Genomic DNA, 14,979 nt, shown 5'->3' with positions numbered 1-14,979 from the left:
CCCCCGGGGCCCCGGTTACAACCCCTGCCCCCCCCCCCCCCCCGGCCCGGCCCCCCCCCCGGCCGGGCCCGGTTTTGCTTTCCCCACGGTAGATTCGCTGTGCCTGCATCAGTAGCGGCCGCGGGGGCGACATGGACGACGTAGACAGCCCGGAACCGACGAGGGCGCCGCGGGGTGGTGCCCGGCGCGTCGAGCGCTCCGGGCTTCCCCGCTGGTTCCGCCCCGTGATCCTCTACGTCCTGTTCGCGATCGCCGCGTACCAGATGTCCGGGTGGCTGTTCCACAATCTCAAAGGCTTCCTCGGGCTGCTGTTCCTCGCGTGGCTCTTCAGCATCACCGTCGAGCCCGTCGTGGACCGGATGGAACGCTTCGGGATGCGACGGGGGGCCGCAGCGGGACTGGTGCTGTTCGGGCTGGTCCTCCTGGTGGTCGGGTTCCTGTCGCTGTTCGGCGCGTTGCTCGCCGAGCAGCTCTCCCAGCTCGTCACCGCGTTGCCGGACGCGTTGTCCTCGGTCACCCAGTGGGCGAACCGCACATTCGACACCAACTTTTCGGTCGATTCGGATGATCTCCGCATCACGCCCGACACGGTGCGCGAACTCGCCGCCCGGTTCACCCCGGGTGTGCTCGGTGTGGTGACCTCGCTCTTCGAAGTCGTGTTCCAGTTGCTGACGATGCTGCTCTTCGCGTTCTACATGTCGGCGGAGGGCCCTGCCCTGCGGCGCACGGTGGCGAGTTGGTTTCCGGCTCAGCAGCAACGAGTGATTTCGACCGTCTGGGAGATCTCGGTGGACAAGGCCGGCGGTTACGTCGTCTCCCGCCTCATTCTCGCGGCCTTCAGCACCGTGGCGACCGGGGTGTTCCTGGTCGCGCTGGATGTGCCCTACTGGCTGCCCCTGGCCCTGTGGACGGGCGTCGTCTCCCAGTTCGTCCCGACACTGGGCACCTACCTGGCGATCGCCTTGCCCGCGATCATCGCGGCAACGACGCATCCGATCAACGCCGTGTGGGTCGTGGTTTTCGGCACGCTCTACCAGCAGATCGAGAACTACGTGCTGCATCCGCGCGTCACCGCGCGCACCGTGGCCATCCATCCCGCCGTGGCCTTCGGTGCGGTGATCATCGGTGCGTCACTGTTCGGTGCCATCGGCGCGCTCGTCTCGGTGCCGGTCATCGCGGTGATCCAGTCGCTGATCGAAACGTTCGGCCGGCGTTACGAACTCGTGCCCGAAATCGCCGGTTCACCCGGGCCCGATGCGCCGGACGCGAAGCGGGACATCGGAGACGCCGGAGACACACGGGCACCGGACGAAGGATCAGGTGCGTGAAGCCAGGTCACGTGCCGCGAGGTGCGCGAACACCATGCTCGCCCCGATGGGGTTTCCGCCGCCGGGATACACGGTTCCGCTGACCGCCGCCATGGTGTTACCGGCCGCATACAGTCCGGGTATCGGTGCTCCGGAGGTGTCGAGGACACGGGCACAGGTATCGGTGCGCAACCCTCCCTTGGTACCGAGATCGGACAGTCCGAACGCCGCTGCGTGGAACGGCGGCGTGTCCACCGGCACGAGAGGCGACTCGCCACCCGAGAACGCGCGATCGTAGGGTTCGTCCCCCCTGCCGAAATCCTCGTCGACGCCGACCGCCGCGAAGGCGTTGAATCGTTCGACCGTCGCGGCCAGCACGTCGGCGGGAACACCGATCATGTCGGCGAGTTCCTCGAGCGTGTCCGCGGTCTTCCACAGACCGGCCTCGACGTACTGCTCCGTCTCCGCGACCGGCACGTTGGTGGCCTGGACGGGTGGTGCGAGACCGTCTTTGTCGTCGTAGATCATCCAGAACGGCATGGTCAGCTTTCCGCTCTCCGCATGTGCGAGGGCGGCATGCCCGATCCGGTCGTACGGTGCGGATTCGTTGACGAAACGCTCACCGCGGTCGTCGACGAACACTCCACCGGTAAACCAGAGCGCGAACGCCGAGCGGCCGTCGGGGTGGGTCAGTCCGGGCGACCACCAGGCCTCGTCCATGAGATCGACATCCGCGCCCGCCGCGATTCCCGCGCGGTGCCCCTTGCCGAGGTTGGACCACGGCCCCATCGAATCGCGTGAGTGGCCCGGGACTCCGAATTCGGCCCGCATGTCGTCGTTGCGCTCGAATCCACCGGCAGCGAGGACCACACCCCGCCGTGCGCGGATGGCACGTCGCTCACCTCCGTGCGAGACGATCGCTCCGACCACGCCACCGTTCTCGACCACGAGATCTTCGAGGGCGGTGTCGAGACGGGTGTCGGCGTTCGGGTATTGCCGAAGGGCGACGAGGAAACGGCCGACCAGCGCCCGTCCTCCGATGAGGGTGCTGCGGAGGCGCTCGCCGGCGCGTTCGCGACCGAGGGGGCCGCGGATGGATTCGTTGAGTTCGAGGTCGTCACGCACCCGCAGCGGCGCCGCGCAGATGTGCCGGCCGGTGGCGCTGGCGTTGGGTGCCTTGCCGAAGTAATCGGGCCACGGCAGCACCTGGAACTCGAAGTTGTCGTCCGCTTCGAGGTAGTCGATGAGGGGCGCGCCACTGGTGACGAACGTGTCCTGCAGGTCGCGGGGGGTGCGGTCTCCGACCACGGAACGGAAATAGGTACGGGCGTCGTCGAGGGTGTCCGTGTCACCCGCCCGCCGCAATACGGCATTGGTGGGGAACCACATTCCCCCGCCACCGGAATACGCAGTGGTCCCACCGAAGTGCTCGGAGGCCTCGATGAGTATCACCGAAAGACCTTCCCGGGCAGCGGTATACGCGCCGCAGCACCCGCCCGCTCCCGATCCGACCACGAGTACGTCGCATTCCTCGGCCCAGTCCACCATTGCGTTCCTCCGTCGGTCCGGCGTCGGCAGATGCTAACCGTCCGGCACGCGGGGGCGGGAGCGTCGTGTCCCACCGGGCGGGAGACCCTAGACGGCGAGAGGCGCGGCGGTGGCGGCGAGCACGTCGTCCACGGTCACTCCGGGAGCGGTGTCGACGAGCACCAGACCCGCGTCGGTGACATCGATGACGGCCATGTCGGTGATGATGCGCTGGACGCAATGCCGCCCGGTGAGGGGCAGTGTGCACTCCTCGAGAATCTTCGGGTCGCCCTTCTTGGTGACGTGCTCCATCATGACGATGACGCGCTTGGCGCCGTGGACCAGGTCCATCGCGCCGCCCATCCCCTTGACCATCGCGCCGGGCACCATCCAGTTCGCGATGTCACCCTTCGCCGAGACCTGCATGGCCCCGAGAACCGCGACGTCGATCCGGCCGCCGCGGATCATTCCGAAGGAGGCCGCGGAGTCGAAGTACGACGCACCGGGAACAGCCGTGATGGTTTCCTTGCCGGCGTTGATGAGTTCCGGGTCGAGTTCTTCTTCGGTCGGGTACGGGCCGACGCCGAGCACGCCGTTCTCCGAGTGCAGGATGACCTCGATATCGGGATCGAGGTAGTTCGGCACCAGCGTGGGCATGCCGATACCGAGATTGACGTACTGACCGTCGGACAGTTCCCGTGCCACACGGGCCGCCATCTCCTGACGGGTGAGCCTGCGGATATCTGCCTGGGTCATGCTCGCACCGTCCGATTCTCGATGCCGACCTCGACCGGGCCGACGTGCACCACACGCTGAACGTGGATGCCTGGTGTGTGGATTTCGTTGGGGTCGAGTTCGCCCGGCTCCACGAGGTGCTCGACCTGCGCGATGGTGATGCGGCCGGAGGCCGCGGCGGGCGGATTGAAGTTTCGGGCGCTGGCGCGGTAGACCAGATTGCCGTGGCGGTCGCCCTTCCACGCGTGGACGAGAGCGTAATCAGCGGTGATGCCGCGCTCGAGTACGTAGGTCTTCCCATCGAATTCGCGGGTTTCCTTCGGCTCCGACGCGGCGGCGATGTGACCGTGTCCGTCGTAGCGCAGCGGCAGGCCGCCCTCTTCGACGGCGGTACCGACACCGGCCGGGGTGAAGAATGCGGGGATTCCGGCGCCTCCGGCACGTAGCCGTTCCGCGAGCGTGCCCTGGGGCGTCAACTCCACTTCGAGTTCGCCGGACAGGTACTGACGGGCGAACTCCTTGTTGGAGCCGACATAGGACGAGATCGTGCGCCGGATGCGGCCCTTCTCGAGGAGCAGCCCGAGACCGAACCCGTCGGTGCCGCAGTTGTTGCTCACGGTCTCGAGATCGGTGGCGCCTTGTTCCAGGAGCGCGGTGATGAGTATCTCGGGGATTCCGACCAGGCCGAACCCGCCCACAGCGATGGTCACGCCGTCGGGGATGTCGGCTACGGCCTCGTCGGCTGAGGCAACAACTTTGTCCATGTATCCCAGAATAGACCCGATTGTGCGTAATGTGAACCTGCGTTCGCATTGTGAACACTCTCCGCGGCGCGCCTTGCGAGGCGCGCTCCGGCGGATCTACGCTGTTCGCATAGCGTTCGATCGTCCACATAGCGAACGCTGAACCGGCCCGCTTGCCCGCAGCGACCCGCAGGAGACCACCGATGACCGTCCCGCTGCATGTCGAGCACATCGCGCGCACAGAGCACGGCAGGACGGTCCACGTCAGCACAGAAATCCGCAGCGGTGGATCTCCCGCGCGACAGTCGTTCCTCGACTCCTCCTCGAAAGGCGCCGCCTCGTGAGCACCTCGGACCTGAACGACCCGCGCGAGGGTTCCGTCGCGTCGACCGATTACGTCCAATCGCTCGCGCGTGGACTCTCGGTGATCACAGCGTTCGGGGCCGACCACCCCAGGCAGACCCTCTCGGACGTTGCACGGGCGACCGGCCTCACGCGCGCCACCGCGCGCCGGTTTCTGCTGACACTGGTCGAACTCGGCTACGTGCGTACCGACGGTTCACAGTTCTGGCTCACACCCCGCGTGCTCGAACTCGGCTACAGCTACCTGTCGGCACTGTCCCTGCCGGATGTCGCACGGCCCCATCTCGAAATGCTTGCAGAGAAAGTCCACGAGTCGACCTCGGTGTCGGTGCTCGACGGCGACGACGTCGTCTACATCGCGCGCGTGCCCGTCCGCCGCATCATGACGGTGTCCATCACCTTGGGAACCAGGTTTCCCGCACACGCGACATCCATGGGACGGGTACTCCTCGCGGGCTTGTCGCCTTCCGAACTCGAAAAGTACCTCACGCGAGCCGAACTCACCCCGATGACGTCTCGTACGCTCACCACCGTCGACGACCTGCGAACCGAAATCGAGAAGGTGCGCAGAGACGGGTACGCGATCGTCGACCAAGAACTGGAAGAGGGCCTGCGCTCCCTTGCCGCACCCATCCGCGACGAATCCGGTGCGGTGGTGGCGTCGATGAACATCTCCACCCACGCCGGGCGATACCCGGACGACACCGTCCACGACGTTCTCGTCCCCTCCCTGATCTCGACCGCAGAAGCAATCTCCCACGATCTCGTCCGCACCCGCACCAACTGAGACACCACCCCGAGGAACCCATGAACGACGTAGTGATCTGTGAACCCCTCCGCACCCCGGTCGGCCGATTCGGTGGCGTCCTGAAGGACATCGCACCCGAAGACCTTGCCGCGACCGTGATCCGGGAACTCGTGGCTCGCACCGGGATCACGGGATCGGACGTGGACGACGTGATTCTCGGCCAAGCCTCCCCCAGCGGTGAGAACCCTGCCATCGGCCGTATCGCCGCGCTGAATTCCGGCCTGGGTGTCGATGTTCCCGGCCTTCAGGTCGACCGTCGTTGCGGCTCCGGGCTCCAGGCGGTGCTCCAGGCCGTGATGCAGGTGCAGTCCGGCGGCAGCGACCTCGTCCTGGCGGGCGGCGCGGAGTCGATGAGCCAGGCCGAGTTCTACGCGACCGGAATGCGCTGGGGCGTGAAGGGAGAGGCAGTCGCCCTCAACGACCGGCTCGCGCGTGCCCGCGTGACCGCCGGCGGTCGCGATTTCCCCGTGCCCGGCGGCATGATCGAGACCGCCGAGAACCTGCGCGCCGAATTCTCTCTCAGTCGCGAGGACCAGGACGCGCTTGCCGTGCAGTCGCACCACCGCGCGGTTGCCGCACAGAAGAACGGAATCTTCGCGGAGGAGATCGTCCCGGTGCGCGTTCCCCAGCGCAAGGGCGATCCGATCACCGTCGACACCGACGAGCATCCGCGCGCGGACACGACCCTCGAGGGACTCGCGAAGCTGCGCCCGATCCGCGGCAGGATAGATCCGGATGCCACGGTGACCGCCGGTAATGCCAGCGGCCAGAACGACGGTGCCGCGCTCGCGGTGGTCACCACCGCGGAGAAGGCATCGAAGCTCGGATTGCGTCCGCTCGCGCGGCTCGCCAGCTGGGCCGTCGCAGGTGTCCCGCCACGGACGATGGGAATCGGCCCGGTCCCTGCCACGGAGAAGGCGCTCGGCCGCCTCGGCCTGACGCTCGCCGACATGGACGTCATCGAGCTCAACGAAGCCTTCGCCGCACAGGCGCTGGCGGTCATGCGCGTGTGGGGGCTCGAGCCGGACGATCCGCGGCTGAACCCGCACGGATCGGGTATTTCGCTCGGCCATCCGGTCGGGGCGACGGGCGCTCGTATCCTGGCCACCCTGCTGCGCGAACTCGACCGGCGGGAGGGCCGCTACGGCCTGGAAACGATGTGTATCGGAGGCGGGCAGGGACTCGCAGCGGTCTTCGAACGCATCGGTTGATCCGGCCACGAGCGCGGTCGCGCTCCGTAGCATCGGGGCATGAGTGATCTTCGGACGGACACACCGCCCACCACACGCCCCCGTACGGCCGCGCGACTCCTGCTCGCCGCCGCACTGGTCTTCGCGGGTCTGAGTCACCTGTTCTGGGGCCGTAAGGACTTCCAGGCCCAGGTGCCCGACTGGGTGCCCATGGACAAGGACGGGGTGGTCATGGCGTCCGGAGGAGTGGAGATCATGCTCGGCGCGGGGCTGGCCGTCCTCGGTCGCGACCGGGTCCGGGTGGGCCGGATCGCCGCCTTGTTCTTCGCGGCGGTCTTTCCGGGAAATCTTGCGCAGTACCGCGGGCGGCGCAGCGCGTTCGGGCTCGACACCGACCGGAAGCGCCTGGTGAGGCTGTTCTTCCAGCCGGTGCTCATCCTCTGGGCGCTCTGGAGCACCGGCACGCCGCGCCGCTGACCCCGCTTACTCTTCGGGTGCCACGCGCACCAGCATCTTTCCGAAGTTCTTTCCCTCGAGCATCCCGATGAACGCCGCCGGTGCGTTCTCCAGGCCGTCGACGATGTCCTCCCGGTACTTCAACGATCCGTCGCGAACCCAGGCCGAGGCATCGCGCAGGAAGTCGCCGTACATCTCCTTGACGAACTCGGTCTGGATGAAGCCCCGGATCGTCAGGCTCTTGGTCAGCACCGACGAGAAGAACCTCGGCAGGCGGTCTGCCCGCTCCTCGACAGCGCCGTTGTACTGCGCGACCAGTCCACACACCGGGATTCGGGCGTAGGTGTTGAGCAACGGCCACACCGCGTCCTGCACCGCGCCGCCGACGTTCTCGAAATACACGTCGATACCCTCGGGGACGGCGTCCTTCAGCTTCTGCGCGAAGTCGGGATCGCGATGATCCAAGGCGACGTCGAACCCGAATTCTTCGGTCAGTGCGCGGCACTTCTCGGGGCCACCCGCGATACCTACTGCCCTCGCGCCCTTCAGCTTCGCGATCTGACCCACCGCCGATCCCACCGGGCCCGTGGCGGCCGCCACCGCCACCGTCTCCCCGGGCTTCGGCTGCCCGATCTTCAGCAGTCCGGAATACGCTGTGAATCCGGGCATCCCGAGCACACCGACCGCGGTCGAGATCGGGGCCGCCGCCGGATCGAGCTTCCGCACTGCCCCGGCGTCGACCACCGCGTGCGACTGCCATCCGGCGCCCGCCAGCACATAGTCGCCGGCGGCAATGTCGGCGGCGCGGGACTCGACGACCTGACAGACGGTGCCCGCCACCATGACGTCACCGAGTTCGACGGGCGGGGCGTACGACTTGGCAGTACTCATCCGTCCCCGCATATACGGATCGAGCGACAGATAGACGACCCGCACGAGGAGCTGTCCCTCGCCGACCTCCGGCAGGTCCACGACCTCGGTGCGAAAGTTGTCGGTGGTGGGTGTGGCGTCCGGGCGCGAGGCGAGAACGATGCGGGTGCTCTGGGCTGACGTGGATGCACTCATCACTCCAGTGTGCCGCACATCGCCCGGCGGCCTCAGACGATCCGGTGCGCTTCTCCTCGGGGCGGCACATAGTTGGAGAACAACCGGGAGTGGACGACCTCGGTGAACGAGGGCCCATCCTGTTCGACCCGCCGGGCAGGCCTGGGCTGCTCCCTACGCACCGGCGACATGTTGGATGTGGATCGAATAGACACTTCGACTCCTCTCGGAAACGGGGAGGAAGGCGCTACCGAACACCGTCGCGCATCGACTCGACGGGTGTGCGACCCCCCTTGCGAATACATATACCCCTTCGACGGGCGCAACGCACGCGCGGGTTTCCGCGGCGTTCTCGTGTCGCCTCCGGTGCCACCGCCCCGGACGAGCACCTACCTGCCGTCACCTGCGCGTATGGGAGCGGTCACCGCCGAATTGAGTGCTGCCACTCGGCCTGTCGGCCGATCCGCGAGACCGGCCGGTCGCAGGGGAACCGTGCGAGAACCACCGGGGGGCAGATGAAACCACGAATCGGTTGCGTCGAACCCGGCCACGTTCAGCCGCACGTATTGAGCAGCGCCGTCGGTGTCCACCGTGACCGACCACCCGTTCGCGGATCGGTGCACGGTCGCCCTCAGGCCGATGCTGCGCTCGACGGGACGGGCGGCGCCCCCGATGAGATGGACATTCTCGGCGAGCACGACGCCGGACGCGTCGACCAACCGGACGGAGGCAGCATCGAATGCTTTTGTCCCGAAACGATATGCGTGGTTCACGTCCGCGAAACCTCCGGTGACTACGTTCCACGACAGAATGTGCGCGTCGTGGGCAGCGAGTGTCAGCGGCACTGTGATGTCGGTCGAGACGACACCCGCGGCGGTGTGGGAACGGAGGTGCAGAGTGGCGGCGAGCGGACGGTCGGTGTCGTTGAACACCAGGACCCGTAACCCGTCCAGCCCGTCGTCGACGAGAAGGGCTGTGACAGGCGCGAACACGCGGCGCAGGACGAACCACGGAGCTTTCGGGACACCTGCATGGTCGAGGACACCCCATCCGGCACCCGGTTCCAGATCCCGGGCCGCCAGCACCAGAGCGCCCCGGCAACCGGAGTCCGGCCGACGCCAGTGCTGGAGGACTTCGGTGAAGGCTTCGCATACGGCGGCACGTCCGAGATCGAGGTAGCGTTCGGGGTCGGACCAACGCTCGGCTGCGGGATCGGCGCCGAATACACTGCGCACGTAGTGATCCCGCACATCCTCGAAGTCCCACGACGCCCCGTTGTCGCGCGGAACTGCGGCCTTCCACGCCGGGTGGTGACCCGCGACGGCCACACTGCCGAATGCCGCCTCGACAGCGTCGTTTCCGGGAGGAATCGAGAAGGCGAGAGATTCGGCGGCGAACCGCACGCCTGCCGCACGCACATCGGAGAGTGGCCGACGATAACCTCCGACCCCGAAATAATGCGCCACACCGGAACTCACATCGATCGGCAGTGCGTCCGAGCCCGGAGGCGCGGAGGGTGACGACGACACCCAGACGACTCCCGGAGCGACCGCGTCCGCGATCGCCGGAAGCACGTCGTCGATGGCGCGGATGACAGGGCGCTGCACTCCGAGCATGGCCGGTTGCTGCTCCGTTTCGCTCCCACCGCACAGCACGACGAGCGCGGGGTTGCCCGAGTGCCTCAGCGCGAACGACCGCAACTCTTCCTCGAGCAACGTGCGGAACCCCGCGTCGTCGGGCGGGTCGGTCGTGGCCAGCATGACGTCCTGCCACACCATGATTCCCAGTTCTGCACAGTCCGAATAGAAGTCGTCGCGTTCGTACACCGTGGTCCCGGGGATCCGGATCATGTTGATGCCGGCATCGACGCACCGCTCGAGCACTCGCCGTGTCTCCTGCGGTGCGTTCAGCCCGATCGGATCGGTGGGTGTCCACACGATGCCGCGACAGAACACGTCGATTCCGTTGACCTGCAGCGCGAATCCGTCCTCGTCGTAGTTTGCCGTAACGGAGCGGAAGCCTGCCGACCCGAGGTGCAGGGGCTTCCCGTCGAGGTGCAGGTCGACGCTGTACCCGGCCGGTTGCCCGTGGGTATGCGGCCACCACAAGCGTGCCTTCGGTACCACGACGCGAGCACGAACGAGTTGCGAACCGTCCTGCCGGGAGACGATTTCCGCGCGGGCTTCCTGCTCACCCACCGTGACGAGGGCCGATGTCACGGCGGGTCCGGCGAGCACGACTTCGATCTCCACCACGCCGTCGCTCCCGTCCAGATGCGTGTGGACGCGACGAGAGATTGTCACGGGGTCGGCGCCGTCGAGGAGTCGGACCGGCCGCCAGGGCCCGACCGGAGCGGGCACCCCACCGAATACGGGTGCGCGGCCGAGGAGTGTCGTGCGGAACCAGCGAAGACCCTGGGCGGAGATCAACGACGAGCGCCACCGGCCACGGGGCCGCCGTGTCTTCAATGCCGCGTCGAGAGACGGGAAGCGGAGGGCGATTCGAGCCGAGCGAGGCAGTTCGTCGAGGACCACGACGAGCGGGACGAACATCGACTCCGATACCGCGACACGCTGCGATCCCACCCAGATCTCTGCCTGGGTGGCGAGGCCGTCGAAGGACAGGCGCCACGGCCCGCGTCCGCGCGCGGGCACGTCGGTGACGAACCACCAGTCGCTCGCGTCGGTCTGCGCCTGTCGTGCCGCGTCCACCCCGTTCGCGTCGCGGATGGCTCCCGCCGCGGTGCCCGGGACGGATACCGGTAGCCACTGGTCGAGCGCGTCGAGTTCGTCGGGGTGGCCGACGGAACCTGGCTCCACAGCGGTGCATACCCACTGAGCTTGGGCAAGGAGATCCATGCTCGAGTGCTGTTCCTAGCGAGATCCGGCAGCGCGCGCGGCCGTCGTGATCGAGGCATCCCAGGCATCCGCCATCAGGCCGAGTTGTTCGGCGGGATCGACAGTCCGTCCGCGGGCGGCACGGGCCATGCGGAACTGCACGCTCTTCGCTCCCTCGGAGACCGACCGGAATCCCGGCGCGGCGGTTGCTGTGCCCGGATAGCCGTGGTCCTCCATGTATTCACATATGTCGGCTGCGAGTTCGGCGCTCGCCCCGCACTGACGCAGCACACCGAAGGTCCACCGGTGGAACAGTTCCATCCCGCCCGAGCTCAACTGGTCGACGTCGTCGAGGACGCGCTCGGCGAGCGCGCGCACCGGGTTGGCAACGGACCGATGGCGGAGGTGGCGGCGCACGACAGCGTCGAAGGCGTCGCATTCCGGAAGCGAGACACCGAGCCGCACCTGCTCGATGTAGGGCGGCCAGGTGGAAATCGGATCGTCGAGCCCGAACACACCGCGGAAGTCGTCTGCGGCGAGCCGATGGTAGCCGCTGTTGTGGAAGTACTCGAGAACTTCCGCTTCACGGTCGATGAGGTTCGGCACGATGGTCGTCTTCGAATGCTCTCGGCGGTAACCGGTTCCATCCGTGTCGGGCAGCCAGAAGGCGTCGACCTCGACAGTCGACAGCAGACCTGCATCCGCGTTCGCTTCGAGATGTTCGATAGGCCGGCGCCACACGTTCATCTCCGCGACCTCGATGCCGTACAGGGAGAACAGGTCCTCGGGCTTGAACTTCAGAAACGTCCACTGGCTGCCGTCGAAGCGCGCGGAGAAGGCACACGCCGCGGCCGGTACGGGGTCGAGTCCGAGCGAGTGCAGCACTTCGACCCAGAGGTCGACGTAGCAGTTGGTTTCGGTCCACACCCGGTCTGCGCCGTGGATCGCATGCGGAACGTAGTCCTCGACCTGGACGTCGATGAGCCGTCGGGTCACGGAAACATCCTGTTGCGCACCGAGTCCGGCCAGTTGCCGACGGCAAGGCCGTGCGTGCGCAGCATCGCCAGCGCGATGCGCTCCATTCCGAAACCTACGCACGCACTGTGTGCGACTTCGCCGTCCGGCGTGACGATGCCGAAGGTGTCCCCGAAGTGATCGCGGTGGCAGTTGCACGACACCACGGCGGTGCCGTCGTCGAGGTCTCCGTAGAGCCGCACCGTCAACTCCGTTTTGAGGTTCTCGTGGCGCTGATTCGCCGCGAGCATGCGTCCGGCCCGGCCGAAGAACGGGTCGTTGGCCGGCACCGCGGTGGCGTCGAGGCCGAGCGAGTCCAGTACCTCGAGTCCGCGCCCGATCCAGGTGTCGCGGTGCTGCGCGGCGTCGTCGGCGGTGCCCAGACGCACGAATTCGTGCATGCGGAACGCCTGCATGCGTGCCGGATCGATTGCCGGTTCGTGCCGGAAACAGTAGCCGTACACATCGAGCAGTTCGCCGCCCTCACGCAGGGTTCCGCTGTACTTCGCGTAGGCGGGGTGGCATGCCGCCGAGACCAGGACGGTATCGGCCGGTTCGAGCCAGGCATCCCACGCTTCGCCCCGCGCGCGGGCAGCGAGCAACTCGGCGTGTTCGGCGTTGGTCCCGGCGAACGTCGTCACGGCACCGGTCAGGTGCGGGAACGAGGCGATGTAGTCGGTTCGCTCGAAACTGGTGCGCGGGAAGACCGGAGGGAAGCGCAGGCGGGTCGCCGCCGCGCCCGGGCCGGCCGCGACCACGACCCGGTCGATTCCGTCGACGATGTCTTCGAATTCGCCGGAGCGGCCGTAGAGCCCGGGAACCGCGGTGTCGACGAGCAGTCCCGCGGCGAGCAACTGCTGCTGGAAGTCCAGCCGTGCCCGTTCGAGTTCCGTGCGGTCCCCGACGGCCGTGCTGGTCATATCGTCCCTCGGTATGCGATCGACATCTGGGCAGAGTTGTTCATGATGCGGTCGTTGTTGACCATCACCGCGGCACCGTGCGCGTCACGCAGGTGCCTGCCGAGCGAATAGGGGCCCTCTTCCCGGTAGCCCGCGATTCCGCAGATCAGCATCGACCGGTTCACGAGGTCGACGACGGCGGTGGAGGCACTGACCTTGAGATTGTTCATCGCCAGCGAGAACCCCATCCCCGTCAGCGATTCGGCCTCCGCCGAACCTGCTTCCGCAGCCGTGGTCCGGTCGAAACGTCCCGCGGCCGAGAAGACGAGATCGGCGAACTGCTGGTGAGCGGCGGCCGCCTCCGCGAGACGCAGCGCACCGGGCGGAGTGACGCCGGGCTGCTTGCGGGCCGCCGACCGCACGTACGCGCGGGCCTTCTCCATGGCCGCATCGGCGATTCCCAGCCACACGGCCGACCACACGCTGTGAGACACGGGCAGCATGGTCCGTGACGAGATCTCGGAGTACGGCGCACCCACTATCAGATCCGCGGAAGTCTTTGCGGACAAGACGAATCCGGGACTGCAGGTGCCACGCAACCCCAGGGTGTTCCACGGTCCGGTCGGCTCGAGAGTCACGCCGTCACGGGGGCACACGACGAGAACCTGGTCGCTCGGCGGGCTGTCGGTGGTACGGCGTGCCGTCACCAGGACCGCGTCGGCGTACTCGCCGTACGAGATGACCGGGGCGTTCTTGACGACGGACACGGAATCGTCGACGCGCTCGACTGCGCAGAGGCTACTGCGCACGTCGCCGCCCGTGCCGAGTTCGGTCGTCGCCGACGCGATGAGGTAGTCGTGCTGTGCGGCGTCGGCGACGAACGCGGCCACACCCGGCGTCGAATGCCGCACGAGCGAGAGGATCTGCGTCTGGTGCATCGCGAAGATCATCGCGGTGGAAGCGCAGTAACGGCCCAGGATGCGCGCGATCTCGCACAGGTCGCTCAGCGATGCGTCCTCGCCGCCCTGCGCCGCCGGAACGGCACACGTGAGCAGTTTGTGGGCGCGCAGCGCGTCGACGGCCTCACGAGGGAACCGGGCTTCGCGATCGACTTCGTCCGCCCACACCGCAGCGATGTCGCGGCCGACGATCTCGGCTCGCTCTCGCAACGACAACTGTGTGGGCGCACTGCCGAACGCAGCGTCGACGACGCTCACCCGACACCCAGTTCGGTCAGGGCGGAGCGGATGGAACCGACGCTCGCAAAGGTGCTCTTACGCAGGAGTTCGTCGGGAAACTCGATGTCGAATGCGTCTTCGAGAGCGAGCATCACGTTGACGCTCGCGTGCGAGGTCAGTCCCAGTTCGTAGAGATCCGCAGTGAGATCGAGTTCTGTGGCGTCGACCGACAGCTTGGCGTGCTCTCCGAGCACCTTGCGGATTGCCTGTTCAGTCATGCCTGTTCTCTTTCTGTCACTGCTGTGCGGGTCGCGGCCACGGTTGCGAAGGCGTAGTCGGGCTCGTGGGAGAGCGAGACCTGGAAATCGGTCAACTGTTCATCCGACGCGCGCGCGGCAGCGTTACCGTCCAGGTGCACGGCACATCCGCCCCACGGCGCACGGCGTATTTCGATGGAGCGCCACGGAATCGCGTCGTCGCGCGGGCGGAGCACTTTCATCACGGCTTCTTTCGCCGCGAACCGTGCGGCAAGTCGCTGAACGCGGCCTGCCCCGGTGCACACCGAGAGCTCGTGCGGTGTGAAGACCCGTCGCAGGTACCGATCCCCGAAGAGGTCGATGCTCCGGGCTACGTCGGCGACAGTCACCACGTCGCAACCGATGCGAGGCGTCATCGTCGGGGCCGGGCCGGCATTCACGGGTTCCTCCGGCGTGCGGAGACAGACAGTGGGCGAAGAGGTTCGGCCACGGCCACTTCGGAAGAATTCATCAGGTTCCGCCCGGCATCTGTGCGCTCCGACATGTCCCCCCAACGAGCCCCGACGCCCGTTTTGCGCAATTCGACGTGACTCTAGAGCTGTGCGTGCGCGAACTCAATCC

15 protein-coding genes are annotated in these 14,979 nt (G+C 67.2%); 5 read left to right on the top strand and 10 right to left on the bottom strand.

Annotated elements, in window-relative coordinates:
• The first annotated feature begins 131 nt into the window (after positions 1 to 131).
• On the top strand, positions 132 to 1,328 hold the full coding sequence (locus tag TVH25_RS04525) for an AI-2E family transporter (protein WP_296550389.1): 1,197 nt from the start codon (positions 132 to 134) through the stop codon (positions 1,326 to 1,328).
• Here the strand turns inward: TVH25_RS04525 and TVH25_RS04520 are convergent.
• The 3 genes from TVH25_RS04520 to TVH25_RS04510 all read right to left on the bottom strand — a co-directional run bounded on the left by TVH25_RS04520 (position 1,317) and on the right by TVH25_RS04510 (position 4,333).
• Positions 1,317 to 2,855, bottom strand: coding sequence for an FAD-binding protein (locus TVH25_RS04520; protein ID WP_422423453.1), 1,539 nt, complete (start codon positions 2,853 to 2,855; stop codon positions 1,317 to 1,319). The two genes, TVH25_RS04525 and TVH25_RS04520, sit on opposite strands and share 12 nt — an antisense overlap.
• Positions 2,856 to 2,942: 87 nt before the next feature.
• Complete coding sequence (locus TVH25_RS04515; protein ID WP_169622951.1) at positions 2,943 to 3,590, bottom strand: CoA transferase subunit B; 648 nt, start codon at positions 3,588 to 3,590, stop codon at positions 2,943 to 2,945.
• On the bottom strand, positions 3,587 to 4,333 hold the full coding sequence (locus TVH25_RS04510; protein WP_169622950.1) for a CoA transferase subunit A: 747 nt from the start codon (positions 4,331 to 4,333) through the stop codon (positions 3,587 to 3,589). Before TVH25_RS04510 ends, TVH25_RS04515 begins: the two co-directional genes overlap by 4 nt.
• 182 nt (positions 4,334 to 4,515) lie before the next feature.
• On the opposite strand from TVH25_RS04510, the gene TVH25_RS04505 reads away from it, so the two are divergent.
• From TVH25_RS04505 to TVH25_RS04490, 4 genes are read left to right on the top strand one after another with little or no spacing between them, the layout of a single operon-like run.
• Positions 4,516 to 4,656: a hypothetical protein gene (locus TVH25_RS04505; RefSeq protein WP_169622949.1), complete on the top strand. Its 141-nt coding sequence runs from the start codon at positions 4,516 to 4,518 to the stop codon at positions 4,654 to 4,656.
• Positions 4,653 to 5,462, top strand: coding sequence for an IclR family transcriptional regulator (locus tag TVH25_RS04500; protein ID WP_296550387.1), 810 nt, complete (start codon positions 4,653 to 4,655; stop codon positions 5,460 to 5,462). The genes TVH25_RS04505 and TVH25_RS04500 overlap by 4 nt, the downstream gene beginning before the upstream one ends.
• A gap of 20 nt (positions 5,463 to 5,482) precedes the next feature.
• Positions 5,483 to 6,694: an acetyl-CoA C-acetyltransferase gene (locus TVH25_RS04495; protein ID WP_422423452.1), complete on the top strand. Its 1,212-nt coding sequence runs from the start codon at positions 5,483 to 5,485 to the stop codon at positions 6,692 to 6,694.
• A 39-nt stretch (positions 6,695 to 6,733) separates the two neighbouring features.
• On the top strand, positions 6,734 to 7,150 hold the full coding sequence (locus TVH25_RS04490; protein ID WP_169622947.1) for a DoxX family protein: 417 nt from the start codon (positions 6,734 to 6,736) through the stop codon (positions 7,148 to 7,150).
• Positions 7,151 to 7,156: 6 nt separating this feature from the next.
• On the opposite strand, the gene TVH25_RS04485 is transcribed toward TVH25_RS04490, so the two are convergent.
• The 7 genes from TVH25_RS04485 to TVH25_RS04455 all read right to left on the bottom strand — a co-directional run bounded on the left by TVH25_RS04485 (position 7,157) and on the right by TVH25_RS04455 (position 14,774).
• Positions 7,157 to 8,194: an NADP-dependent oxidoreductase gene (locus TVH25_RS04485; protein WP_169652866.1), complete on the bottom strand. Its 1,038-nt coding sequence runs from the start codon at positions 8,192 to 8,194 to the stop codon at positions 7,157 to 7,159.
• A 368-nt stretch (positions 8,195 to 8,562) separates the two neighbouring features.
• Positions 8,563 to 11,031 carry a glycosyl hydrolase 2 galactose-binding domain-containing protein gene (locus TVH25_RS04480; RefSeq protein ID WP_422423450.1) on the bottom strand — a complete coding sequence of 823 codons (2,469 nt, stop codon included), beginning with the start codon at positions 11,029 to 11,031 and terminating at the stop codon, positions 8,563 to 8,565.
• Between the two features lie 15 nt (positions 11,032 to 11,046).
• Entirely contained in the window at positions 11,047 to 12,006 is a 960-nt protein-coding gene (locus tag TVH25_RS04475; protein ID WP_296550384.1) for a DUF1839 family protein, read from the bottom strand.
• Positions 12,003 to 12,944 (bottom strand): amino acid--[acyl-carrier-protein] ligase, encoded by a 942-nt coding sequence (locus tag TVH25_RS04470; RefSeq protein ID WP_169622943.1) that lies wholly within the window; start codon positions 12,942 to 12,944, stop codon positions 12,003 to 12,005. Before TVH25_RS04470 ends, TVH25_RS04475 begins: the two co-directional genes overlap by 4 nt.
• A complete protein-coding gene (locus TVH25_RS04465; protein ID WP_422423449.1) occupies positions 12,941 to 14,140 on the bottom strand; it encodes an acyl-CoA dehydrogenase family protein in 1,200 nt (399 codons plus the stop codon). The genes TVH25_RS04470 and TVH25_RS04465 overlap by 4 nt, the downstream gene beginning before the upstream one ends.
• The gene (locus TVH25_RS04460; protein WP_169622941.1) at positions 14,137 to 14,379 is read right to left on the bottom strand and encodes an acyl carrier protein; all 243 of its coding nucleotides are present in this window, start codon (positions 14,377 to 14,379) and stop codon (positions 14,137 to 14,139) included. The genes TVH25_RS04465 and TVH25_RS04460 overlap by 4 nt, the downstream gene beginning before the upstream one ends.
• Positions 14,376 to 14,774: a holo-ACP synthase gene (locus tag TVH25_RS04455; protein WP_169622965.1), complete on the bottom strand. Its 399-nt coding sequence runs from the start codon at positions 14,772 to 14,774 to the stop codon at positions 14,376 to 14,378. Before TVH25_RS04455 ends, TVH25_RS04460 begins: the two co-directional genes overlap by 4 nt.
• Positions 14,775 to 14,979: the final 205 nt, after the last annotated feature.

It is taken from the genome of Rhodococcus sp. 7Tela_A2 (assembly GCF_049311045.1).
Lineage (GTDB): Bacteria > Actinomycetota > Actinomycetes > Mycobacteriales > Mycobacteriaceae > Rhodococcus.
This window is presented reverse-complemented; position numbering and strand designations above follow the sequence as displayed.